Annotated in this window: 22 protein-coding genes, 1 tRNA gene and 1 riboswitch; of the genes, 17 read left to right on the plus strand and 6 right to left on the minus strand. The window is 64.8% G+C overall.

Features of this window, described 5'->3' with window-relative positions; genetic code table 11:
* Positions 1–125: 125 nt before the first annotated feature.
* Positions 126–986, minus strand: a complete 861-nt coding sequence (gene rsgA / locus VMF11_11230; protein ID HTU70879.1) for a ribosome small subunit-dependent GTPase A — start codon at positions 984–986, stop codon at positions 126–128.
* Positions 987–1054: 68 nt separating this feature from the next.
* On the opposite strand from rsgA, the gene VMF11_11235 reads away from it, so the two are divergent.
* The 9 genes from VMF11_11235 (at position 1055) to VMF11_11275 (ending at position 6456) form a co-directional block, all read left to right on the plus strand.
* Complete coding sequence (locus VMF11_11235; GenBank protein HTU70880.1) at positions 1055–1600, plus strand: hypothetical protein; 546 nt, start codon at positions 1055–1057, stop codon at positions 1598–1600.
* Complete coding sequence (cdaA, locus tag VMF11_11240) at positions 1587–2483, plus strand: diadenylate cyclase CdaA (GenBank protein ID HTU70881.1); 897 nt, start codon at positions 1587–1589, stop codon at positions 2481–2483. Before VMF11_11235 ends, cdaA begins: the two co-directional genes overlap by 14 nt.
* Positions 2452–3123, plus strand: a complete 672-nt coding sequence (locus tag VMF11_11245; GenBank protein HTU70882.1) for a hypothetical protein — start codon at positions 2452–2454, stop codon at positions 3121–3123. The genes cdaA and VMF11_11245 overlap by 32 nt, the downstream gene beginning before the upstream one ends.
* Complete coding sequence (glmM, locus tag VMF11_11250; protein ID HTU70883.1) at positions 3120–4472, plus strand: phosphoglucosamine mutase; 1353 nt, start codon at positions 3120–3122, stop codon at positions 4470–4472. The genes VMF11_11245 and glmM overlap by 4 nt, the downstream gene beginning before the upstream one ends.
* Before the next feature lie 87 nt (positions 4473–4559).
* Positions 4560–4703: riboswitch (cyclic di-AMP (ydaO/yuaA leader) on the plus strand.
* Between the two features lie 4 nt (positions 4704–4707).
* Positions 4708–5331: a C40 family peptidase gene (locus VMF11_11255; GenBank protein ID HTU70884.1), complete on the plus strand. Its 624-nt coding sequence runs from the start codon at positions 4708–4710 to the stop codon at positions 5329–5331.
* Positions 5332–5460: 129 nt separating this feature from the next.
* A complete protein-coding gene (locus tag VMF11_11260) occupies positions 5461–5718 on the plus strand; it encodes a hypothetical protein (GenBank protein ID HTU70885.1) in 258 nt (85 codons plus the stop codon).
* Between the two features lie 95 nt (positions 5719–5813).
* Positions 5814–5885, plus strand: a tRNA-Gln gene (locus VMF11_11265).
* Between the two features lie 137 nt (positions 5886–6022).
* Positions 6023–6226, plus strand: a complete 204-nt coding sequence (locus VMF11_11270; GenBank protein ID HTU70886.1) for a hypothetical protein — start codon at positions 6023–6025, stop codon at positions 6224–6226.
* A gap of 5 nt (positions 6227–6231) precedes the next feature.
* Positions 6232–6456 carry a hypothetical protein gene (locus VMF11_11275; protein HTU70887.1) on the plus strand — a complete coding sequence of 75 codons (225 nt, stop codon included), beginning with the start codon at positions 6232–6234 and terminating at the stop codon, positions 6454–6456.
* Here the strand turns inward: VMF11_11275 and VMF11_11280 are convergent.
* Both VMF11_11280 and VMF11_11285 read right to left on the minus strand, forming a co-directional pair.
* Complete coding sequence (locus tag VMF11_11280) at positions 6453–7034, minus strand: type 1 glutamine amidotransferase domain-containing protein (protein ID HTU70888.1); 582 nt, start codon at positions 7032–7034, stop codon at positions 6453–6455. The two genes, VMF11_11275 and VMF11_11280, sit on opposite strands and share 4 nt — an antisense overlap.
* A gap of 55 nt (positions 7035–7089) precedes the next feature.
* Positions 7090–7866 (minus strand): helix-turn-helix transcriptional regulator, encoded by a 777-nt coding sequence (locus tag VMF11_11285; protein ID HTU70889.1) that lies wholly within the window; start codon positions 7864–7866, stop codon positions 7090–7092.
* 251 nt (positions 7867–8117) lie between these two features.
* Here VMF11_11285 and VMF11_11290 point away from each other — a divergent pair, with 251 nt between their 5' ends.
* The 5 genes from VMF11_11290 (at position 8118) to VMF11_11310 (ending at position 17702) form a co-directional block, all read left to right on the plus strand.
* Complete coding sequence (locus tag VMF11_11290; protein ID HTU70890.1) at positions 8118–9971, plus strand: hypothetical protein; 1854 nt, start codon at positions 8118–8120, stop codon at positions 9969–9971.
* A 12-nt stretch (positions 9972–9983) separates the two neighbouring features.
* Positions 9984–11357, plus strand: coding sequence for a hypothetical protein (locus VMF11_11295; GenBank protein ID HTU70891.1), 1374 nt, complete (start codon positions 9984–9986; stop codon positions 11355–11357).
* A gap of 104 nt (positions 11358–11461) precedes the next feature.
* Entirely contained in the window at positions 11462–11728 is a 267-nt protein-coding gene (locus tag VMF11_11300) for a hypothetical protein (protein ID HTU70892.1), read from the plus strand.
* A gap of 163 nt (positions 11729–11891) precedes the next feature.
* Positions 11892–14345, plus strand: a complete 2454-nt coding sequence (locus VMF11_11305) for a hypothetical protein (GenBank protein ID HTU70893.1) — start codon at positions 11892–11894, stop codon at positions 14343–14345.
* Positions 14346–14390: 45 nt separating this feature from the next.
* Entirely contained in the window at positions 14391–17702 is a 3312-nt protein-coding gene (locus VMF11_11310; protein ID HTU70894.1) for a PDZ domain-containing protein, read from the plus strand.
* Here the strand turns inward: VMF11_11310 and VMF11_11315 are convergent.
* On the minus strand, positions 17699–18454 hold the full coding sequence (locus tag VMF11_11315; protein ID HTU70895.1) for a C1 family peptidase: 756 nt from the start codon (positions 18452–18454) through the stop codon (positions 17699–17701). The genes VMF11_11310 and VMF11_11315 overlap by 4 nt on opposite strands.
* On the opposite strand from VMF11_11315, the gene VMF11_11320 reads away from it, so the two are divergent.
* From VMF11_11320 to VMF11_11330, 3 genes are read left to right on the plus strand one after another with little or no spacing between them, the layout of a single operon-like run.
* Positions 18453–19430 (plus strand): hypothetical protein, encoded by a 978-nt coding sequence (locus VMF11_11320; GenBank protein HTU70896.1) that lies wholly within the window; start codon positions 18453–18455, stop codon positions 19428–19430. The two genes, VMF11_11315 and VMF11_11320, sit on opposite strands and share 2 nt — an antisense overlap.
* Positions 19427–19765, plus strand: a complete 339-nt coding sequence (locus VMF11_11325) for a nuclear transport factor 2 family protein (protein HTU70897.1) — start codon at positions 19427–19429, stop codon at positions 19763–19765. Before VMF11_11320 ends, VMF11_11325 begins: the two co-directional genes overlap by 4 nt.
* A 17-nt stretch (positions 19766–19782) precedes the next feature.
* Positions 19783–20157: an STAS domain-containing protein gene (locus tag VMF11_11330; GenBank protein HTU70898.1), complete on the plus strand. Its 375-nt coding sequence runs from the start codon at positions 19783–19785 to the stop codon at positions 20155–20157.
* Here the strand turns inward: VMF11_11330 and VMF11_11335 are convergent.
* Positions 20147–21385, minus strand: coding sequence for a (Fe-S)-binding protein (locus VMF11_11335; GenBank protein HTU70899.1), 1239 nt, complete (start codon positions 21383–21385; stop codon positions 20147–20149). The genes VMF11_11330 and VMF11_11335 overlap by 11 nt on opposite strands.
* Positions 21382–23094 carry an NAD-dependent malic enzyme gene (locus VMF11_11340; protein HTU70900.1) on the minus strand — a complete coding sequence of 571 codons (1713 nt, stop codon included), beginning with the start codon at positions 23092–23094 and terminating at the stop codon, positions 21382–21384. The genes VMF11_11335 and VMF11_11340 overlap by 4 nt, the downstream gene beginning before the upstream one ends.
* Positions 23095–23129 lie beyond the last annotated feature (35 nt).

Genomic DNA, 23129 nt, shown 5'->3' on the forward strand with positions numbered 1-23129 from the left:
CCCCCGCATCCGGGCCGCTCTCCAGCAGCCCTTCACACCGGGAGGGGCTCGCAGACATGCAGCCCAAGCCGCCGCCACGGTAAGAAGTAATGGGGCGCGATAATCAGCTCCCAGGTAAGAAGGCTTTATGGCGCGACTCGCCCCGAAGCCGTGCCGCTCTCGATGAGCATGCGTTCGTAGCTGCTGTAGCGGCTTTCGGCGATCCCTCCGGCGGCCACGGCCGCCTTTACACCGCAGTCCGGCTCGCGCAGGTGGGTGCAATCGGAAAAGCGGCAGGTGGTCGCCGGCCGGCGCATCTCGCGGAAGCCCTCGACCAGCTCGGCCGGAGCGACCCGGCCGAGCCCGAATTCGTTGACGCCCGGGCTATCTATAAGGAAGCCGGCGGGCAGGCGGTAGAGGCGCGCCGCGGTCGTGGTCTGGCGGCCCATGCCGTGCCGCGAGACGTTCCCGACACTCGCCTGGCCGCCGAGCGCGCGGAAGATCGAGCTTTTCCCGACGCCGGAGTTCCCGCAAAGCAGCGCGTGACGGCCCTCGAGGGCTCGGCGCAAGGCCGGGACGTTCGCGCCTTCCTTTGGGTTTACGATCAGGCTCGGATATCCGAGTCTCGAGTAGAGATCGTGCAGCTCGCGCGTGATGCCGGGATCGGCGAGGTCGGGTTTTGTCAGTACCACCATGGCTTCGATTGATTCGAGTTCGGCGAATGCCAGTAATTGGTCCAAAGTAATCAGCCGCGGTGCCGGATCGGCTAACGCGGTGACCGTGACCAGCATGTCGACGTTGGCCGCGATCGTTTTGCTGCGGCCTTCGACGGTACGGCGCTCGAGTCGGAAGCTGCGCGGTTCGATCCGGTCGACAACCGTCCGGTCGTCTTCCAAAATGCGGACGTGAACCACGTCACCGGGCACCGGCATGGAGCGTTTACCGCTCTGACGACGCAGCTGCGCGAGGCGCGGCTGCGTTTCGGAATCCAGACAGATCCACGCCACGTTTTTTCCCGTGGATACAACCAATGCGCGATGTAGGCCGTTCATCACATTAGGAGAACCGTGTTATCGTGTCCGGCTTCACCCTGCGAGTTCAACCCATTCCCGACGATGCCGAGCGTGCGACGATCGAATCGATCGCTGCCGGCCATGGGGCGCAGGTCTCGTGGGTCCACTTCCCGGCATGCGGGCGGACGTATGGTTTGGTCGAGCGCGCCGGCGATGCGTGTGCGGCCGCGATCCGCGAGGCGACGGGGGCGGTGATCTTCGAGCGACCCATCATCGCCCTTGCAGTTTACCCCAGCGTCCCCGAAGCCTTGCCGCTGCTGCTCCATGCGCTGGGCGGTCCGGGGCGCCCCGACGGCGTTCTCGCCTGCGAAGCACACGGCGCCGGCGTGATCGTGGAATGGGATATGGACCGATCGGCTCTTGAGGTCGTGCTCGGTTTGGTCGATATCGAAATCAACCGCTTTCACGCGCGCCGCGTCAATGCGCTGCTCACGCCGCTTCCGCTGCGTTGGTGGACGGCAATCGCCGCCAGCGGTTTGCACGCGCCGGAGATCACCCCGGATCGCGTGCTCGAAGAAGCGCTCGAGGTGCATCGTGTCCTGGATTAACGCGCTGTTCGGTTATGTCGGCATCACCGATGTCGTCGACATCGTCGCGACCAGCGTGCTCATCTACTACGTGCTTCTGCTGATCCGCGGGACGCGAGCGGTGCAAATGCTGACCGGCTTGCTGGTGCTGGCCGGCCTGCTCGGCTTGGCCAACCTGATGCACTTATATCTGCTCGGCGCGATTCTCCAGTTCGCGCTCGTCGGCGCCGCCGTCACGATTCCGATCGTCTTTCAGCCGGAGCTGCGGCGCGCGCTCGAGCAGATCGGGCGCGGCGGCTTGCTGCACATCGGCGAAGAAACGACCGACTGGATGCGGCGCGAGGACAAATCGATCACGACGCTCGCGCACGCGGCATTCCTGCTCTCGCGCAACAAGCTCGGCGGGTTAATCGTGATCGAGCAACAGAGCGGCCTCAAAGAATTCGTGGAGAGCGGAACCGTGCTCAACGCCGAGCTCTCCGCCGAGCTCGTGCTCGCGCTCTTCATGCCGCGTTCGCCGTTGCACGACGGCGCACTGATCGTGCGGGGGAACCTCGTCGAGGCCGCCGGCTGCTTCTTGCCGCTTGCCGAGCAGCGTCTCTCGGAACGCCGGGTGGGCACGCGCCATCGTGCGGCGCTGGGTCTGACCGAGCAGACCGATGCGGTCGTCATCGTGATTTCCGAGGAGAGCGGCGCGATCTGCATCGCGCGCGAAGGAAGGCTCTCGCGGCCGATCGAGGAGGAGACGCGTCTGATCAAGGTGCTGCTCGCCGTAACGCGTCCGCCGCGCGAACGCCGCCGCTTTGTGCGCAACGACGTCATCTCGCAATTGCGCTCACGGCTCGCACCGCCAAAAGACAAGGGAAACGTCCGTGCAGATCATCCGAAAGAACTTCGGACTTAAGCTCCTCTCCCTCGCCCTGGCCATCGTCGGCTGGGCGTATTTCCGGTATGCCAGCAATCCGGTTTTGGCGGCACGTTTCGATCAGCAGCTCTCCGTTCCGATCGTCGCGGCGAACCTTCCGGCCGGATACGTCGCACGATATACCGACAAGGAGGCCGTCGTCACCGTCGATACCCGCCGCGCCGGACCGGCGGTCAAGCCCGACGAGATCAAGGCGGTCCTCGATCTTTCGGGCAAGGGGGCGGGCGTCTACAACGTGCCGGTGGAATTGGTCGCGCCGAACGTGGTGGTACAGAGTTTGAGCCCGGCCTCGGTGAGCCTGACGGTTGAAAAGATCGATCAGCGCAGTTTCGCGCTCTCCTTTCATTACAGCGGAGCGCCGCAGACGCACGTCGTGGTCAATAGCTCCCAGCTAACGCCGGCACAAGTGGTCGTCCAGGGCCCGCAGGACCAGCTCTCGCAGGTCAGCTCGATTCGTGTCGACGTCCCGATACCGCAGACACCTCAGGCGATCGACGAGATGGTCCGCCCAATCCCCGTCGACGCGAGCGGATCGGAAGTCGCCGAGCTCAACGTCTCCCCCGATTTGATTCGCGTGCGCGTCGACTTCGTGCAGGGCGCGAGCGAACGCAATCCGTGAGGGCGCACTTCGGCACGGATGGCGTGCGCGGCGTCGCGAACGACGATTTGACGCCGGAGCTCGCCTTTGCGATCGGACGGGCCGGCGCAACGGCGCTGGCGCACGAGAGCGAACGGCACCGGCCGGTGATCGTCGGCCGCGACACACGGCTGTCCGGAACGATGCTCGAGGCTGCAATCGTGGCGGGCATTACCTCGGTTGGACGCGACGTGCTGCAAGTCGGAATCGTGCCGACACCGGCCGTTGCGCGCATCACCCTGGCGGAGGAGGCGGCGGCGGGCGTGATGATCAGCGCCTCACACAATCCGATCGCCGACAACGGAATCAAATTCTTCGGCCCCGACGGATTCAAGCTTTCCGACGATCTCGAACACGAGATCGAGTCCCTTATGGAACGCGACGATCTGCCGCGTCCCACCGGAGCAGGCGTCGGGGTTGCACGGATCGCTCAAAACCTCGGCAAGCACTATTACGACGAACTCTACGAAACGGGCGTCGATCTGGGCGGCATGCGGATCGTGGTGGACGGCGCGTTCGGAGCAGCGTACGCCATCGCGCCGTATGCGCTGCGCAAACTCGGCGCCGACGTGATCGAAATCAATTGCGACAACGACGGTGCGCGGATCAACGTCGAGTGCGGTGCCACGCACCTGGGTCCGCTGCAGGCCGAAGTCGAGCGGGCACGAGCGCGGAACGATCGGCCCGTGGTCGGCGTCGCGTTCGACGGTGATGCCGATCGTGCGCTCTTCGTCGACGAGAGCGGCGCGATCGTTTCCGGCGATCACGTGATGTACGCGATCGGACGTTTGTTGCACGAGCGCGGCGAGCTCACGCACGATACGATCGTCGGGACGGTGATGAGCAATATCGGATTCGAGCGTGCGCTCGCGCGGGTAGGATTGACGCTGATCCGCACGGCGGTTGGCGATCGCTACGTACTCGAACGCATGCAGGCCGGCGGTTTCGTGCTCGGCGGCGAGCAATCGGGACACGTGATCGACCTGCGCCGTAATACGACCGGCGACGGACCGATGACGGCGGTGACGCTCTTCGGTATTATGTGCGAGAAGAACGTGCGGTTGCACGATCTCGTGCGCGAGGTCGTCGTCGCACCGCAGGTCCTGGTCAACGTGCGTACGCCGCACAAGGGCGTGCTCGACGTGCAAGAGGTGCGTGAGGCAATCGTCCGGGCGGAAAGCGCGCTGGCCGGCACCGGCCGGCTCCTGATTCGGCCCTCCGGAACCGAGCCGTTGATCCGGGTCATGGCCGAGGGGGACGATCGCGAGACGATCGAGCGGATCGCCGGGGACTTGGCTCGGCGCATCGAGCAAGCTGCCGCCGTTTTGTAAAGCCTGAGAAAAAGAGGGGCAGGAGATGGTCGCCTCGCGGTAAACCAAAAGGCCCAAGCCGTGGGCATAGCCTGCGGTCCCTACGCCTGCACAAGAACACTGAATCCGGCGATGGCAGCCGGAGCGGGGGACTTTCCCGGGATTAGGGGTGAATGGGCCGGTCCGGTCCTAGGGCGATCTTTCCCGTCCGAACCCGTCAACTAACCTCGCAAGTGTCGTGAAAGAGGAGCGTCTCTTGCGTCAAGCGTTAGCTATCGGGGCTTTTGCCCTGTTGCTCACCGGGTCGTTTGCCACTGCTGGCGCCGCGACCCCAGGTCCCGCAAAAACCAGGGCCTTCGATTCGGCCCCAACCAGCCCCGACGTCGCGGAATGGACGTCCCACCTGATCGTCGTCACCAAGTCCGAGCACGGCGCCAAGAACGCCGAGTTTCGTTCCTTTGCGGGCGGCGTGCTGGCGCGGACCTCACGGATCGCGACCGAGCTCACCCGCAGCGCCCTGAAATTCCTCGGCGTCCCATACGTTTTCGGCGGCACGACCTCGAGCGGCTTCGATTGCTCCGGGTACGTGCAGCACGTCTTCGCGATGCTCGGGATCAGCCTGCCGCGAACCGCCGACGCGCAGTTCGACGCCGGGCAGCGCATCGTGGGCGGCATGCGGCCGGGCGATCTGGTGTTCTTTCAGACCTACGCCCCCGGCGCTTCGCACGTGGGCATTTATCTTGGCCACGGAAAGTTCGTCCACGCCGCGAGCGAAGGAGTGATGGTCTCGAGCCTGCACGACGCGTATTGGGCGAATCGGTTCATCGGCGCCAAGCGCTTCATCAGCGCGAAGCAAAAACATCTGCTCGCAACGAGATAAATTAACACACCGACCGAACGCGCCGACGCGGAAGCGCGCAGCGCATCGCTGGCCTACCTCGCATGGCCGCTGGCGCTCCTCGAAGCGGTGACACCGCGGCCGGAGGCATCGGCCTGGTATCGGTTCCACTTGCGGCAAGCCCTTTGGTTCGGCATTCTGTCGACGGCCATCGGGCTTGCCGCGTTGCTGTGGCCGCTCGTGCTCAGCCTGGTCGTCGGCGACGTGGTTGCCACCCTCTGGATTTACGGTCTCGCCATCCTGCTCGATCTCGGGCTCTTCGTCGTATGGCTCGTGCTTGCGATACGCTATAGCCGGCGCGCGGCTCGTGCCGAACTTTTCGACGTGCCATGGGTCGCGCGTATGACAGGGACCTCGGTCCGAAAGTAGTATTGAGGGCCGTTGCTCCGCAATGGGGTCGCCGCACGAAGCGGCGACACAACCGGAGCGACAGGATGTCGCGATTTTCGCGAAGCGAAAACCGGTGGGGTGTCGCCAAGCGGTAAGGCAGCGGACTTTGAATCCGCCATTCGTTGGTTCGAATCCAGCCACCCCAGGGACTTTATCCGACAAAGCCGGGGACGGCTTTGTCGGGCTAAAGTCGTCGCGGCTTTGCTGACGCAAAGCTCGCGCACTCATCGCTTCGCAGCGCGCAGGCAGCATAGCGGCAACAATAGCGTGGTAGAATGCCCTCATGGAGCGTGAACCGACGCCGGCGGATCTGATGAACGCGATCCTCGACATGCACGGAGCGATGTCCCAGGGGTTCGCCCAGGTCGACGCGCGGTTCGGTCGGCTCGAGGCGCGGGTTACTTCGATCGAAGGCGAGATCAGAGGCATTCATCATTGGATCGCACGCAGCGACGCGCGGTTCGATGCGCTCGAACGGCGCCTTTAACCCTCATGGAGCGTGAACCGACGGCGGCGGATCTGATGAATGCCATCCTCGACATGCACGGCGCGATGTTCCAGGGATTCGCCCAAGTCGACGCGCGCTTTGCCCAGGTCGACGCGCGGTTCGAGCGGCTCGAGGTGCGGGTCACGTCGATCGAAGGCGAGATCAGAGGCATTCATCGCTGGATCGCACGCAGCGACGCGCGGTTCGATGCGCTCGAAGGGCGCCTCTAGCCGGTCACCGCACCCGCGTTTTTAACGCCTCGATGACGGCTTTGGCCGTGCTCGCCCTGGATTGCGGGTTCTGACCGGTAATCCACCTTATCGAGTTTGACGGCACGTTCTTCCTCGTCGGTGAAGCACGTGATCGTCTTTCCGGCGACGAGCGTTGCCGCTTCACCGGTCCGAATCGCATCGACGAACGCCGCCGGTCCATGGCAAACCGCCGCGATGATCTTTCCCTGCGCGTCGAACTCGCTGAGCAACGTCTTCAGCGGATCGAAGGTGGCAAGATCGAACATCGTACCGTGTCCGCCGGGGATAAAGACGGCGTCGTGGTCGGTTGCATCGCCCGCTTCGCGCAAGGTTACGGTCTGCTCGAGGTCCTTGCGCGCGAGATCGTTCGGATCGGCGCCCTCGAGACTGCGCGGATCGATCGGTGCGTGGCCGCCGTGCGGCGTCGCGGTCACGATCTCGAAGCCGGCCTCGCGAAACGCGTGCCACGGGATGCTGTACTCCTCGAGCCAGAGCCCGGTCGGGTGCTCGGCATCGATGCGCGAGTGCCCGGTCACAATCATGAGAATCTTCGGCATAGCAATCCGATGATACATGAAATTTCCGTATCAAGAGGCCGGCCGAGAGCTTGACTCATTGCGCGCGGAGGAAGTGGGCCATGAGCTCGACGCGGCCGTGGAGGCCGAATTTTCGTAAAATCGCGACGACGTATTGATGTGTCGTGCGTGGTGTCAACGAGAGCTGCCACGCGATTTCACGCTCGGCCATCCCGGTGAGAAGAAGACACAGCACCTCGTGCTCGCGCGGCGTAAGCGAACACGCGGGCGCGAACGCCCGCATCGCCTCGCGATGAAAGGCGCCGGCGCCGAGGAGAAAAAGATTCAATACATCGCGCTCACGCTCACCGAAGGGTCGAGCGTTGATGCCCCGTTCGAGCCCGATGTACGACTCGTGTCGCGTATCGATCGTGTGTGAGCCGAGGAGACGGTCGCCGACGGCCAGTGGACGCAGAATTTCATTGTAGAGCCACGAGTTTTCCCACTCGTGATCGTCGACGAGCTCGGGGCGCAGGAAAGCGCGAGTGCGCCCGGCGTGCGCAAGGATCGCTTGCGTTTGCGGGTCGACGTCTCCAGCCGCGAAGCGCGCGGCTTGTTCGGCCACACGGCCGCGGCGCTCAGCGGAAGAATCGAGTTGCGCGGTCGCAACGATACGCCACGCGCGCGGGTCGGTGATGCGCGAGGCTTCAGCGTCCCGTCGGGCCGCAACCCAAAATCCGTTGGTCGCTCCGATCGTCCGGGTAAGTTCCCGCAGCGCGTGGGCTAGTGCCGCATCGATGTCGGATGCGGGAAAGTCGGCGAGCTCGCTCCAGATCCGCGAGACGGCGTGCACGTCGCGCTCCGACACATGCATCGTCAGGCCGACTTCGGGGGGCTAGCGTGGGGCACCCTGCTAGCTAGCAGATTGCCGCACGAGTCTCAGCCTCCCACATAATAAGCAATGACAGTGCGCTACGCGCTTCCGGCGTTCGCCTTATCCGTGCTGGTTCTCGCGGCATGCGCGGCGTCACGCGGGTTGATTCCGGGGCCAACGCCGCCGCCGGGAACGGTGGTCCTTTCGTCCGCAAGTATGGCATTCACGGCCGCGGGCGCGAGCGGTTCCTAATGCGCAATCTTGCATCGGTTGCGCTCGTCGCACTGCTCGCCGGCTGCGGCGGTGGCGGCTCCACGCCGAGCCTTCCCGTGCAATCCGTCGCGTCGCCCGCGCCGCAGCCTACGCAACAGTCGCCGCAAAGCGTGAAGGTTTCGTTCAACATCATCGTGCCGACGGCGAGCGGCGCGAGCGCGCGTCGCGTGCCGAACTACGTTTCAGCGTCGACGAAATCGGCATCGATCGCGGTCGGCAGCGCAATGCCGACCACCGTGAACTGCACGGCGACGTGCAGTGGGACGGTGAGCGCGCCGGTCGGCAGCGATACGTTTACCGTGAACCTCTACGACGCGACCAACGGCACGGGCAACGTGCTCTCGACCGGAGCATTGACGCAAACGATCGTCGCGAACACGGCCAATAGCGTGAACGTCACCTTCAACGGTGTCGTCGCGTCGCTGAGCATCGTGCTCGGTGCAAGCGGCACCGCCGGCACGCCGGCGTTGATTCCGGTCAGCGTCAACGCGCTCGACGCTGACGGGAACACGATCGTCGGGCCCGGCGTGTACGTCAACGCGAGCGACAAGCCGCTAACGATCGCTCTCTCGGATTCCGATCCGTCCGGGGCAACGGCGCTCTCGCAAACATCGCTGACGCAACCGACGAGCGGGATCACGCTGACCTACACCGGCTTGGCGATCACGTCATCCACGATCGGCGGGTCCGCCGCCGGCATTACAACGAGTACAACGAGCTTCACGCCGACGCTGCAGCCGATCGTCGTGACAACGAACGATACGCAAAACCCCGCGTATGCCGGCATCGATTTGTACGCAACGAGCGGCACGGGTTCATCGGCGACGTTCAGCGCCTCCGAAGTCGGGTGGACCAACGCTCCGTACGACAAGACGCTAACCGTAGCCACGGGGAGCGGATGTGCGAGCATCGCGACCGTCGCGCCGTCGAGCGGGACGTCGTTTACGGCATCGGTTGTTGCTTCGCCGAGCGCCGGCACATGTACGGCGACCCTGAGCGACGGCGCGGGACAGAGCCAAGCCGCATCGCTCGCGTATACAAGTTTCGTCTACACCGGCGCATCGCAGTCCATTACGCTGCCCAGCGGCGTGACCAACGTGACGATCACCGCGGCAGGCGCCCAAGGGGGGACGGCCTGCGTTTGCTCGACCGGCGGTTCCCCCGGCGCGGGTGGCGAGGGCGGCTCGGTTACCGCAACCCTGGCTGTAACGGCCGGCATGTTGGACGTCTTGGTGGGCGGCGCCGGCGGCACGAGCAGTAGCGGTTCCGGAGCCGCGGGCGGCTACAACGGCGGTGCGGTGGGCGGCAGTGCTACCGGCTCCGTCGAAGCCGAAGGCGGTGGCGGTGGCGGCGGCGGCGCTTCCAGCGTTACCGAGGGAAGTACGCAACTTGTCGTTGCCGGCGGCGGAGGCGGGGGGGGGATTGGCGACCCCGGTTGCACCGACGGCGGCGGTAACGGTGGCTACCCGGACGGTACTGCTGGCCAGACCCCGGGAGATCTGTGTGCCACTGCTGCCGGTGGTGGGGGTGGCGGCACGCAGAGCGCAGGCGGGGGCGGCGGACAAAACGGCGGCGGCGGTGGAGGCGCGCGCGGTAGCGCAGGCTCGGCCGGTGCGGGCGGCGCCGGCGGAACCGCTGATAGCGCCAACCTCGTCGTGGGCGGCGGCGGCGGCGGCGGCGGCTACTACGGCGGTGGAGGCGGAGGCGGCGGCATCACCGAGGGCAGCGCCGGCGGAGGGGCCGGATCGTCGTTCTACATTTCAACCGCGACGAACGTGACGACACAATCCGGCACACAGAGCGGCAACGGCTACGTGATCATCACGTGGTGAAAGGAGCATTCAATGGGAACGGGTGGTTCGATAACATTGGTCAACGGCACGACCCACGACTGGCGCAGAACGCATCAGAACTCATACCAAATGGCGGCCTGGGAGTTTCCGCAGGCCATCGCGGCGGGAACCGCGCCGAGAATCTATGTCGAGTGGGACGAGCGACTTCTGCACGAGTGGCGTGACGACGTGGGCGAGGTCACCTACGCGATCGGTGATACCGGGCATACGTTCCAGGTTCAAGCGAGCGTCAGGGATGGAAAGTACGACGTGCGTATCTATTTCGAGAATCTCGCAACGCAAGGCACTCCGCGCGGGGCGACGCTCGACCTGGGATGGGGATACAACGGCGACGTGACTTTCGTTCTGGCGAGCGCCGGCGACGACTTCATTTCGAATACCGTTCCCACGTCCTGGATGCAGAACAACCTGGCCATCTTGGGAGATCTCACGCTGCGGCGCCTCTGCATGCCGGGCTCCCATGATGCGGGAATGAGCGTGCTGAATGCTCATACGTTCTTCGGCACCGCCGCGAACTGTTGCACGCAGACGCATTCCATTCGCAATCAGCTCGAACTCGGGGTGCGTTATTTCGACATCCGTCCGGTCATCAGCGGCGGTCAGTACTTCACGGGACACTACGGCTATGTCAAACTCCTCAATTCGTGGCAGGGCGCCAACGGCGAATCGATGGCCCAAGTCCTTTCCGCCGTCCGCGACTACACCGCAAAGCACAAAGAACTGGTGGTTCTGCACCTCTCGCACGAGTTTAACACCGACGTGGCGAACGACCGGTATCGGGTGTTCACCCAGGAGGAATGGGATCGATTGCTCGCGCTCGTGCGCGACGAACTAGAAGCGGTACTCTTCATCGCCAAACCTGCGGACGTCGACCTCACCACGTTAAAGCTCAAGGATTTCATCGGCACCGGGAAGGCGGCGGTCGTCGTGCGGGTCGATCCGGGGGATGGGAAGGTCGGGCTCGGACGTTTTGCCGGTCAGGGGTTTTATCCGCAGTGCCAGTATCCCATCTTCGACCAGTATTCCAACACGGACAACATCGGTCAGATGGCCACCGATCAGCTTTCAAAGATGAAGGCGAATAAACCCGACGGGAAGGCTGCGTGCTTTTTGCTGGCGTGGACGCTGACGCAGACCGCAGCCGAAGCAGCCGCCGGCTTTCCTCCGATCCTCATGTTGGGACTGCTCGTGAACCCGCGACTCTACGGCTACCTGTACCCTGCGTGCACGCCCGACTGCTTCCCCAACATCTTGAATCTGGACTGCGTCTCGACATCGACGGTCACGGCACTGGCTATGGCCTTGAATGCGCGAGCGGCCCGCTCGGCCGGCCTCCCGTCCGGGAGCGTGGCATCGACGGCGTAGTCGGGCTAAAGTCGCCGCGGCTCTGCCGACGCAAAGCTCGCGCACTCATCGCTTCGAAGCGCGCTGGCAGCATGGCGGCAACAATCGCGTGGTAGAATGCCCTCATGGAGCGTGAACCGACGCCGGCGGATCTGATGAATGCCATCCTCGACATGCACGGCGCGATGTCCCAGGGGTTCGCCCAGGTCGACGCACGCTTCGCCCAGGTCGACGCGCGCTTTGCCCAGATCGACACACGCTTTGCCCAGGTCGACGCGCGCTTCGATCGGCTCGAGGCCCGGGTCACGTCGATCGAAGGCGAGATCAGAGGCATTCATCGCTGGATCGCACGCGGCGACGCGCGATTCGATGCGCTCGAACGGCGCCTCTAACCGCTCAACGCGCCCGCGTCGTTAACGCCTCGAAATTTTCACAGAATCGCGACGACGATACGACTCGTACCGCGTATCGATCGGGTGTGATCCGAGCAGGCGATCACCGACGGCGAGCGAAAAAATGATGGTGCGCTTCGGGCTCCGGGCAATGGCCTTATGCGTGCTCGCATTTGCGGCATGCGCGGCATCGCGCGGGTTCGCACCCACCACCGTCGGGAGGTTCGTGATGCGCAACGTTGCCGCGGTCGCGATCGCCGCGCTGCTCGCCGGATGCGGCGGCGGCGCCACCACGCCGGGCCTTCCCGTGCAATCGGTGACGACGCCGGCGCCGCAGCCCACGCAGCAAAAGGCGCAAATCGTCAGCGTTGCGTTCACCATCATCGTACCGACGGCGAGCGGTGAAGCGGCACGGCGTGTGCCCAACTACGTTTCTGCGTCGACGCAATCGGCATCGATCGTGGTCGGATCGGCAACGCCCGTCGTGGTAAATTGCACCGCAACCTGCAGCGGCACCGTGAATGCACCGGTCGGCAGTGACACCTTCAGCGTGGAGCTGTACGACGCGACGAACGGCAGCGGCAACGTGCTTTCGACCGGCACTCTCACGCAAACGATCGTCGCGAATACGGCCAACAGCGTGAACGTCACGTTCAACGGTGTGGTGAACTCGCTCGCCGTCGCGATTGGCAATGTGGTATCGCCGGGCATGGCCGGTTCGGTCGGCGTGACCGTGAACGCGCTCGATGCCGACGGCAACACGATCGTGGGCCCCGGGGTATACGTGAACGCGAGCGGCGCGCCGGTCACGATCGCGCTGAGCAACTCCGATGCAAGCGGCAACTCGACGCTCTCGCAGACCTCGATCACGCAGCCGACCACCGGGATCGAACTGACCTACACCGCCGCATTCGATGCGAATCCGACGATCTCGGCAAGTGCAACCGGATTCACCACGGCGAACGCAGCCGTGCATTTCCCCGCACCGACGCTCACCGCGCTAAGCGCGGTCAGCGGCGTAGCGGGCAATACCGTGAATGAGACCGTAACCGGCACGAACTTCGTGAGCGGAAACACGAGCATAGCGGCGGGTGCCAACGTCACCGTGAGCAGCGTGAACGTGACGAGTTCGACCTCGTTGACGGCGAGTTTCGTCATCGGCGGCGGCGCGGCGTTCGGTTCGCAGAACGTGAGCGCCACGACGGGCAACGGAACGAGCGGTACGATTCCGTTCGCGATTGGAACGAGTTCGATCGTCGTTACCGCGATGACCGATGCCACACCGGGATCGCCTCCGGGCACCGGCGCCGGTAGCGCGGGGGACTTGCGCAGCGCGATCTTGGCGGCTAATGCCGCGCCCGGCAGCGTGATCACGTTCAACTGCGGTTCGCCATGTACGATCCCACTCGGGGGTCCATTACCGCCGATCCAAGCGAACACGGTCATCGACGGTGGAACGTACGGCAGTGTGATCATCAACGGACAGAACCTGTATCGCGCATTTTGGGCCGAGAGCGGCACCGTCGTCCTCGCGAATTTGGAAATCGAAAACGCTGCGGCAATCGGTGGTGCCGGAGCCGTCACCAACGGCGGCGGAGGTAGCGGCGGCGGCGCGGGACTGGGCGCAGGCCTTTTCGTCGACTCCGCGAGCGCCGATGTCAGTCTGATCAACGACTACTTCTCCGCCGACAGCGCTACTGGGGGTGCGGGCGGCAAGGCCGCGAGTGGCGGTGGCGGAAACTTCGGCGCCAGCGGCGGAGGCGGGTTGGCCGGCGTCGGCGGCTATGGTTCTAGTGGCGGCGGCGGTGGCGGCGGGCTCCTCGGCGCAGGCGCGAACACGGTTTCCGCCGGCGGCAACGGCGGTGTCGGTTTCGATAGCTGCAGCGGTGGCAGCACGGGTGGCACCTCCGCGTCCGGGCAAGTGGGTGGCCAGGGACAGAGCGGAGCCGCTAGCGGGTGCGGCGGCGGCGGCGGAGGCGAGGGCGGGACGGGGACGGCTGTGGATGTGAACGGCTTTGCCGGCGGCGACGGCGGGAATGGCGCCTTTGGTGCGGGCGGCGGCGGCGGCGGCGCGGGTGGCAGCTCGTACGGCTCCGCCGCCGGGAGCGGTGCCGACGGCGGGAACGGGGGCTTAGGTGGTTTTGGCGGCGGCGGTGGCGGCGGCGGCGAAGGCGGCTCGGGCGACACATGCACTTGCGGCGCGGGAAACGGCGGGAACGGCGGACTCGGGGCGAGCGGCGGCGCCGGCGGCGGAGGTGGTGGCGGCGGCGAAGGCGGCGGCACCGCGAACGGTTCAGGTGGAACGAGCGGCGTGGGCGCCTCAGGAGGCAGCCTTTCGCCCGCCGTCGCTGGGGGTAACGGCGGTTCCCCGGGCGGTGGCGGCGGTGGGGCGGCAGCGGGACCAGCAATCTTCGTGAATGCGGGGACACTGGTCACCTTCAACAGCGGCGCCGGCGGCTGCACCGCGGCAGGCGGGGCCGGTGCATCCGACGGCGGCGGTAACGGCGGCTCCGATGCGACGCCGGTCTTCAACTACGGCGGAACGGTGAACGGCGTCACGGTAACGGCGGGTAACGGCGGCCCCGTTGCAAGCGCACTCGGCTCGACGGTGCCGTAATCGAGACATAAAGGGACGTTAATCCGAAAAGCGCAAAGCGCGCGTATGTCGATTGCACGTACGTTCGCACTCGCGGCATTGCTGTTGGGCGTTTCTTTTGTGCCCGCACGCGCCGCTGATCCGCCGTTGCTTTTGCAGAGTCCCACCGTGAGCCGGACCCAGATCGCCTTCGTCTACGGCGGCGACATCTGGACGGTCTCGCGCGACGGCGGCGCGGCGCATCGCGTCGTGACCGGCTTCGGCGCGTCGGGCTCGCCATATTTCTCACCCGACGGTTCGACGATCGCGTTCAGTTCCAATTATGACGGCAGCACGAACGTCTACACGGTTCCTGCGTCGGGCGGCGAACCGACGCGTCTCACCTATCATCCCGGGCTGGACAACGTGATCGGCTGGACGCCCGACGGCAGCAAGATCATCTTCGTCTCGGGACGGAACAGCCCGAACGACTCGACCCAACCCTACGAGATTTCGAAGAACGGCGGCATTGCGACGATGCTGCCGCTGCCCGATGCGACCGAAGGTTCGTTCTCGGCCGACGGCACCCACTTTGCGTACGTACCGAACAATCAGTGGGAGCCGTTCTGGCAAGGCTACCGCGGCGGTCAGACGACGCCGATCTGGATCGCGCGGATGAGCGATTCGTCGGTCGTGCCGATTCCGCGCAACGGCGAGAACGACCGCTATCCAATGTGGATCGGAGAGAAGATCTACTATGTCTCCGATCGCAGCGGGCATTACACGCTCTGGGACTACGATCTGCGCACGCACGACGTCAAGGAACTGGTGCCGAACCCGCGCGGCTTCGACGTCATCTCGGCGTCGGCCAATGACGGCGAAATCGTCTACTCGAAGTTCGATTCGATCCATCTCTACGATCCGGCAACCGGCGACGATCGCAAAGTGGATATCAGGATCGCCGACGAGATGCCCGACCTTCGCCCGCACTGGGTAAACGTTGCCGGCCGAATAGCGAACGCCGCGGTTTCGCCTACCGGCGTTCGCGCGGTGTTCGAGGCGCACGGCGACATTTTGACCGTGCCGGCCGAGAACGGTTCGGTCCGTAACATTACGCAAACCCCCGGAATCGAAGAGCGCGATCCGGCCTGGTCGCCCGACGGGAAGTGGATCGCATACTTTTCCGACGCGAGCGGCGAGTACACGCTGCGTCTGAAGGATCAGCTCGGATTGCAGCCCGAGCGCGTGTACAAACTCGAGCCGTATCCGTCGTTCTATTACACCCCGACGTGGTCGCCGGACAGTAAGAAGATCGCCTATTCCGACAAGCACGGCGGACTGTATTACCTCGATCTGACGCAAGCGCACCCCCAGCCGGTCAAGGTCGCGGGGATTCTGCACGAAGATTTCGCGCCGAACCCGTTCGAGGAGGTCTGGTCACCCGATAGCCGCTATCTGGCCTACCAAAAGCAATTGCCGAATTTCCTGCACGCGATCGACGTCTACGATACGCAGGAGCATCACGAGTACCAGATCACCGACGGTATGAGCGATTCCACCAATCCGGCCTTCGACAAGAACGGGAAGTACCTGTACTTCCTCGCCAGTACGAACACGGGATTCACGGCGTACACGCTCGACATGGAGTCCGACGAGCACCCGACGACCAGTTTCGTCTATGCGGTGGTTTTGCACAAAACCGATCCCTCGCCGGTCGCGCTGCAAACCGACGAAGAGCATGTCACGAGCGACGAACCCGAGGCGATGCCCGCGCCTCCGAAGACGGCAGCGCAGCCGGCCAAGCCCGAGGCGAGGCGGCCGAGGTTCACGCCGATCGATTTCGACGCGATCGATCAGCGCATCGTCGCGCTTCCGATTCCACAAGCCAATTACGCTGGGCTCGAGTCAGCCGGCCCCGATACGATTTTTCTCGCGGCCGTGCCGCTGGCCAGCGTCGTACCGCTTCCGCCGACCGCGGAAATCGTGCGCTACGACAACATCTCGCGCAAAGTCGTACCGTTTGCCAGCGGCGTTTCGGCCTTCGACGTCTCGTTCGACGGGAAGAAGATGCTGCTCGGACGAGGGATCTTTGCGCAGCAATGGGCGATCGTTCCGACGCAGGCACCGGTTCCCGCCGGGACGGGAACGCTGGCCACGAGCGCACTCGAAGTCTATTCCGTGCCGCGCGAAGAGTGGGCGCAGATGTATCGCGAGACATGGCGTATCGAGCGTGATTGGTACTACGATCCGCACTATCACGGACTCGATCTCGCCGCGGCCGAGAAGCGCTTCGCGGTGTTCGTGCCGGGCCTTGCCTCGCGATCCGATTTTACCTTGCTGACCCAAGAGATGATCAGCTATCTCTCGGTGGGCCATCTCTTCGTCCGCGCCGGGGCGCCGCCGCAGACCGATCACGTCACGGTCGGGCTCTTGGGCGCGGACTACAGCGTCGATCACGGCCGTTTCCGTTTTGCCAGGATCTACAGCGGCGAGAATTGGAATCCGACGCTCTTGGCGCCGCTCACCCAACCCGGCGTCAACGTGCACGTGGGTGAGTATCTGCTCGCGGTCAACGGTAAACCGATCTACGCCGATCGCGGGGTTTCCGCGTACTTCGAGGAAACCGCCGGCAAGCAAACCACGATCACGGTCGGCCCAAATCCCGACGGAACCGGTGCGCGCAACGTGACCGTCGTGCCGCTGGCCAACGATCACGCGCTTCGCAACCTGAATTGGATCGAAGACAATCGCCGTTTGGTCGATAAGCTCAGCGGCGGCAAACTCGGCTACGTCTATATGCCCGACACGGCGTACGGCGGGTTCACGAATTTCAACCGGTACTTCTTCGCGCAGGTGAACAAAGAGGGCATCATCCTCGACGAGCGCTACAATCACGGCGGACAAATCGCGGATTACGTGCTCGACGTGCTCAGCCGCAAGCCGCGCGCGATCATCGTCGGACGCGACGGCGAGCCGTATCTCGATCCACCGCTGGCCGTCTTCGGACCCAAGGTCATGATCATCAACGAGTACGCCGGTTCGGGCGGCGATGCGATGCCCTGGCTCTTCAAGAAGGCCGGACTCGGACCGCTGGTCGGTGTGCGCACCTGGGGCGGACTGGTCGGCATCGGCGGATATCCGGCGCTGATGGACGGCGGTTCCGTGACCGCGCCGCGGATCGCGATCGGCGGATTACACGGGCACTGGGAGGTCGAGAACCACGGCGTTTCCCCGAACGTCGAGGTGGAAGAGGATCCCAAGCTCGTGCGCGAGGGACACGACCCGCAACTCGAAGCCGCGGTCGCAACCGCGATGCGGATGCTGCGCGAGCATCCGCTGCCGCGTTACTATCCGCCTCCGTATCCCGATCATCACCCGGTTTTGCCGCCGGCGCGTTAGTCTTCGGTGGCGATGGCGCTCACGATCCAGAAATCGAACGTGAGCGACCGGTCGATGAAATAGGCTTCCGGTATCCAGAAGAAGCCGTCGTCGGCGAAGCGCTTCCCAAGTGAATTGCGCGCCAGGAATCGTTTCTTCGCGCGATCGTAGCCGACGCAGATCAGGGCGTGTCCGGTTATCGGGCGATCGCTCGGGCGCGGCAGGCGCAGCACGCCCGTGTGCGCGGCTTCGCTGAAGGTCTCCACGTACGCTTCGACGCCGAAGACGAACGGGTTTCGCTGCGCGAGGGCTGCGTAGAGATCGTCGAGATTGCGCGCGATGCGGCGGTAGGACGCGGGGCGCACGTGCGCGTGCGCGTAGCACGGGTGCGGCGGCGTCGCGAGCACGTTCGCATCGAGGTAGCGCCACATCCGTTCGGGGCACGCGCCGAAGCGCGCGGCTGCCTTGATCGCGGTGCGCAGGGTCGTACCGCAATCGGTTTGCTGCTGGCGCTTGGCTTTGCGCGCGTTGAAATACATGAAGAGGCGAGAGGGGCCCGGAATCGGCCGGCGGTCGCGGTTCGCGATCAACGTGAAGGTCGAGGCGAGCGCGTTGGCGCTGCAGCTTTGGATGTGGCGCTGCTGATAGACCTCACCGCACCAGGCCGAGAGATCGACCGCACGCGGAAGGCGCGCGATGCTTGGCCGGAACCGGCGGTCGCGTGCGTCGGGTTCGTCGCGCCGGCTGCCGGGATGAAATTTCACTCCTGCCATGAACCGCCCATTCGATATGGGTTCGCGGCAAGCCGCTACGCTGCACGTTACCAACGGCGACACGGTCGTGTATTTGTTCAAGAAGGCCGGCATCGTGGGGACGCACCTGCCGTGGCGCGATGGGCTGCACGAAGGCCCGGTGCCGGCGGTCTCCACGCTCGAGGAGCTGAGCCGAATCCGCGGGGAGTACCTGGCTTCGCGCAACTTCGGAAACCCGATCAAGCTGTTGCATGAGCTCGCGACGCGTGATGCGGTGCTGCATCGTGCCGAGGAATTCCGCGAAGTCATCCTCTGGTTCGAGCACGATCTTTACGACCAACTTCAAATGCTGCAGATTCTGGTCGAGCTGGACGCGCTTGCACTCGAACCGGGCCGGGTGAGCGTGGTGCAGAGCGACGCATATTTGGGCAGCATGACCGTCGACGAACTCCTTGCGCTCTATCCTCGCCGCCGGACCGTCACCACCGCGATCTACGATGCGGCGCACCTCGCCTGGGACGCGCTGCGCGCCGAAGATCCCGCCGGTCTGCTGCTGCAGAGCCAACGCGATGCCGCCGGGCTGCCGTTCATGCGCGCCGCGTTGCGGCGGCTGTGCGAGGAGTATCCCTGGAGCAGCGACGGGCTGTCGCGCTCGCAGCGCCAAGCCCTCGCGGCGATCGCGCAGGGACCTGCCCGTATCGACGAACTCTTCACGCGCGCACAGGCGCGCGAAGAAGCGCCGTTCTTGGGCGACCTCGCGTTCGCCGCGATCGTGCACGACTTGCAAAGCGAACCCGCGCCGCTGGCCCGGATCGAGAACGAGACCTTCGAACTGACCGCGCTTGGCCGTTCGACTCTTGCCGGCGGCGAGGACTGGCTTGCCGTACAGCCGATCGACCGCTGGATCGGCGGCGTTCACCTCACCCCGGAGCGAGCCTATCGCTGGAACGACGGGAGCGAAAGGTTTAGCAAGGGACCGGCAACGGTAGACTCGTGACATTCCGCGAGCTGATCGAGGAACTCGTCGGCGCCTGGCAAGCAAACGATGCATTGCGAGCTTGCGCGTTCTTCGCTCAAGAGGGCCTTTACCATGAATCAGGCCGCGAGCCGCTGCTCGGCCGCGATGCGATCTTGGCACACTTCGCGCGCTTTTTTCGCGACGGTCCCGCATGGCGATTCGAAATCGACGACGTGATCGTTGAAGGCGATCGCGCTGCGGTTTCGTATACGTTTGCAACCAACAACGACGGCACGTGGCGCACGCGCGCCGGGTGCGCGCTCGTTCGGCGTGAAGGCGACTCGATCGTGCAATGGCGCGAGTATCACGGGTAGATAGGAAGAACACCGGTATGATGGGCGAGCAACTCAGTATCGATATCACCACCGAGAATCACGGCGAAACCGTGATCTATCGGTTGCGTGGTTGCTTGGATTTGGCAACTTCGCCGAGCGTACGGGCCGCACTGGTCGAAGCGGCGGGTGGTGACAAGCACGATATCATCGTCGATTTGACCAAGCTCGAATATCTCGACTCGACGGGCCTTGGTGCGTTGATCGGCGGCCATCGCCGGGCGATTGAAAAAGGCGGGGCGATTCGATTGGCGGTGGGAAACGGTGCGATCGCGCGCTTGCTCACGATCACCGGTCTGATCCGCGTTTTTCCGGTCTATGCGACGCTCGAAGACGCGGTCGCGGATCGCTCGCGGCTAACGGCTACGGTGTAGAGTACGCCTCGTCGAGAAGCTCGACGATGTGCTTTACCTCGGCCCGAAGGCCTGCCTCGCGCAAACCGGCTGCGACCTGCAGTGCACACCCGGGGTTCGCGGTCGCGACGATGTCGGCACCGGTGGCTTTGATGTTGGCTGTCTTGCGCGCTTGCAAGCGCGATGCCATCTCGGGTTCGGTCAGGTTGTAAATCCCGGCGCTGCCGCAGCATAGCGCGCTCTCGGCCATCTCGATCAGGCGCAGTCCGGGAATTTTCGCGAGCAGTCTACGCGGCGCCGCACTGACCCGTTGCGCGTGCACCAGGTGACAGGGCTCTTGATAGGTCACGCGTGCGTCGATCCGTCCGCGCGGTGGCTGCAGTTCCATCGCGTCGAGGACTTCGGTGACGTCGCGCACGCGCGCCGCGAACGCTGCCGCGCGCTCGCGCCAGGCCGGGTCGTCGTGCAGGAGCCGTTCGTATTCCTTGAGCGTACTGCCGCAACCGGCAGCGTTGACGACGTACACGTCCGCGCCGCTGCGTTCGAACGCGGCGACGTTGACGCGAGCCAGCTCGCGCGCTAAGGCGTCGTCACCTGCGTGCACCGCGATCGCGCCGCAACAGCCCTGGACGCGCGGAACCACGACCGATAAGCGCGCGCGGTTTAGCATGCGAATCGTAGCCTCGTGCACGCGCGGGAAGGCGACGTGCATGACGCATCCCGCGTGCAGCATCGCCGTGCCGGCGGCGTTCGAGACGGTGTACTGTTGATCGTCCGGCACGAAAAACCGGCCGGGAATAGGCGGCGCCAGCCGTGCCAGTTCGCGTAATCCGAAAAATCCGGCCAGCGCGGAAAGACCACTATGCTGGGCGAACCGCAGCATCGACGCCGCCATGCGCAAGCGCGCGGGTCTGGCGAAGAGCCAATCGAGCAGAATCGCCCGGCTCCAGCGAACGCGCACCGGCTGGGTCGCGGCGCTTGCGTGTCGGATGCGCGCACGCATCTCTTCGAGCATCGAGCCATAGGGAACGCCCGAGGGACAGACGGCTTCGCAAGCGCGGCAGTCCAGACACTGCGACATCTGCTCGACGAAACCCGGGCTGAGCAGATCGAGTTCGCCCTCGTCGGCGGCCTTGATCAGGCTAATGCGGCCGCGAGGGCCTGACGTCTCGGTCATCGTCTCCAGATACGTCGGGCACGCCGGTAAACAAAGCCCGCACCGGACGCACGCCTCGTAGCCCGTCATCATACGGCTTCGATGCCGGCGTAGCGCGGCTGCCACATCGCGGTATGAATGGCGCTTTCGACGTCCTCCGGAACGACGCGCGCGAGTCCCTCGCGCAACGCCGCAGCAGCAACGGCGGCTGCAACGCGCGCCGAAACCTCGCGCAGGCGCTCCATCGGCGGAAGAATCGGGGCTCCCAACTGCGAGACGTCGACCATGTCGGCGATCGCAGCGGCGGCCGCGACGAACATGCCGTCGCTGATCAGCTGAGCTCGCGTTACGATCGTTCCTAAGCCCAGGCCCGGGAAGATCATGGCGTTGTTCGCTTGGGCGATTTCGTAGGTCGAACCGCCGTAGACCACGGGCGCGAACGGACTTCCGGTCGCGACCAGCGCTTTTCCGTCGCTCCACGCGATCAGGTCGGCCGGCTGCGCCTCGGCTAGTGCGGTCGGATTGGAAAGCGGCAGAATGATGGGACGAGGCGTCCCGCGCGCGAGCTGACGGACGACCGCTTCATCGAAGGCGCCGGTGACGCCGGACGCGCCGGCCAGAACCGTCGGCTCGACGCGGCGCACGACCTCGGCCAACGTAATGCCGCGTTCGGGGTCACGTTCCCAGCCTGCGACTTCGTCAGCCGGCCGCGCATACGGTCGCTGGAAGTCGCGCAGGGCGGACATGTTCTCGAGCAGCAAGCCGTCGCGGTCGACGCACCAGAAGCGGCGCGTGGCTTCCTCGCGTGAGAGTCCTTCGCCGGTCATCGCCTCCACGATGAGATCGGCGATTCCGCAACCTGCCGTGCCGGCTCCGAAAATGAGGAAGCGTTGGTCGCGTAGCCGTCCGCGCACAACCTTGAGAGCGGCTGCGACCGCGGCGAGCACGATCGATGCCGTGCCCTGGATATCGTCGTTGAACGTGCAGACCGATGAACGGTAGGCATTGAGTACGTAGCGAGCATTGCTTGCCCCGAGGTCTTCCCAATGCAGCAGGGCGTTGGGATACACGCGCAAGGCGGTCGTGACGTAAGCGTCGATGAACGCGCGGTAGCGCTCGCCGCGAACGCGGCGATTGCGATAGCCGAGATAGAGCGGATCGTCGAGCAGCGACTGCCGGTCGGTTCCGACGTCGAGCATGACCGGAATCGTGCGCGACGGATCGATGCCGGCGGCAGCGGTATACACCGCGAGTTTGCCGATGCAGATATCGATGCCGCCGACGCCCCAGTCGCCGATGCCGAGAATCGCTTCCGCGTCGGTCGCAACGATGAGATCGACATCGTCCGGTTCGTCGCCGGCTTCGTTGTTGCGCAGTGCGCTTTCGATTTCGCCGGGCCGGTCGATCGAGAGAAAGACGCCGCGCGGTCTACGGAATTGGTGGCTGTATTGCTGAATCGCAAGGCCGACGGTCGGTGTGTAGATGACGGGCAGCATCTCGGCGAGGTGCGAGGCCAAGAGATGGAAGAAGAGCGTCTCGTTGCGATCGCGCATCGCGGTCAAAAAGGTGTTCCTCGCCAGGTCATCCGCCTGTTTCACGAACAGCTCGTAGGCGCGCTCGGCCTGCTGGTCGAGCGTAAGCACGGCCGGCGGCAGCAGTCCAACCAGACCAAGCTCCTCGCGTTCCCGCTCGGTAAAGGCCGTGCCCTTGTTGATTCGCGGGGTGCGCAAGACGTCGAAGCCGCGAGCGCAGACCCGGAACGATCCGTCGTCGGCGACGCAGTAGAATTTCGACCGCCTCATGTGCCGAGCGGTTCGCCGACCGCTCCGACCTTTCC

It is taken from the genome of Candidatus Baltobacteraceae bacterium, from assembly GCA_035502855.1.
In the GTDB taxonomy this organism is placed as follows: domain Bacteria; phylum Vulcanimicrobiota; class Vulcanimicrobiia; order Vulcanimicrobiales; family Vulcanimicrobiaceae; genus Aquilonibacter.

Bases quoted from the DNA above. Each gene is read 5' to 3' on its own strand.
- VMF11_11270 (HTU70886.1), top strand. From the start codon at position 6,023: ATGGAGCGTGAACCGACGCCGGCGGATCTGATGAACGCGATCCTCGAC.
- VMF11_11275 (HTU70887.1), top strand. From the start codon at position 6,232: ATGGAGCGTGAACCGACGGCGGCGGATCTGATGAATGCCATCCTCGAC.
- VMF11_11280 (HTU70888.1), bottom strand. From the start codon at position 7,034: ATGCCGAAGATTCTCATGATTGTGACCGGGCACTCGCGCATCGATGCC.
- VMF11_11285 (HTU70889.1), bottom strand. From the start codon at position 7,866: ATGCATGTGTCGGAGCGCGACGTGCACGCCGTCTCGCGGATCTGGAGC.
- VMF11_11290 (HTU70890.1), top strand. From the start codon at position 8,118: ATGCGCAATCTTGCATCGGTTGCGCTCGTCGCACTGCTCGCCGGCTGC.
- VMF11_11295 (HTU70891.1), top strand. From the start codon at position 9,984: ATGGGAACGGGTGGTTCGATAACATTGGTCAACGGCACGACCCACGAC.
- VMF11_11300 (HTU70892.1), top strand. From the start codon at position 11,462: ATGGAGCGTGAACCGACGCCGGCGGATCTGATGAATGCCATCCTCGAC.
- VMF11_11310 (HTU70894.1), top strand. From the start codon at position 14,391: ATGTCGATTGCACGTACGTTCGCACTCGCGGCATTGCTGTTGGGCGTT.
- VMF11_11320 (HTU70896.1), top strand. From the start codon at position 18,453: ATGAACCGCCCATTCGATATGGGTTCGCGGCAAGCCGCTACGCTGCAC.
- VMF11_11315 (HTU70895.1), bottom strand. From the start codon at position 18,454: ATGGCAGGAGTGAAATTTCATCCCGGCAGCCGGCGCGACGAACCCGAC.
- VMF11_11330 (HTU70898.1), top strand. From the start codon at position 19,783: ATGATGGGCGAGCAACTCAGTATCGATATCACCACCGAGAATCACGGC.
- VMF11_11335 (HTU70899.1), bottom strand. From the start codon at position 21,385: ATGATGACGGGCTACGAGGCGTGCGTCCGGTGCGGGCTTTGTTTACCG.
- VMF11_11340 (HTU70900.1), bottom strand. From the start codon at position 23,094: ATGAGGCGGTCGAAATTCTACTGCGTCGCCGACGACGGATCGTTCCGG.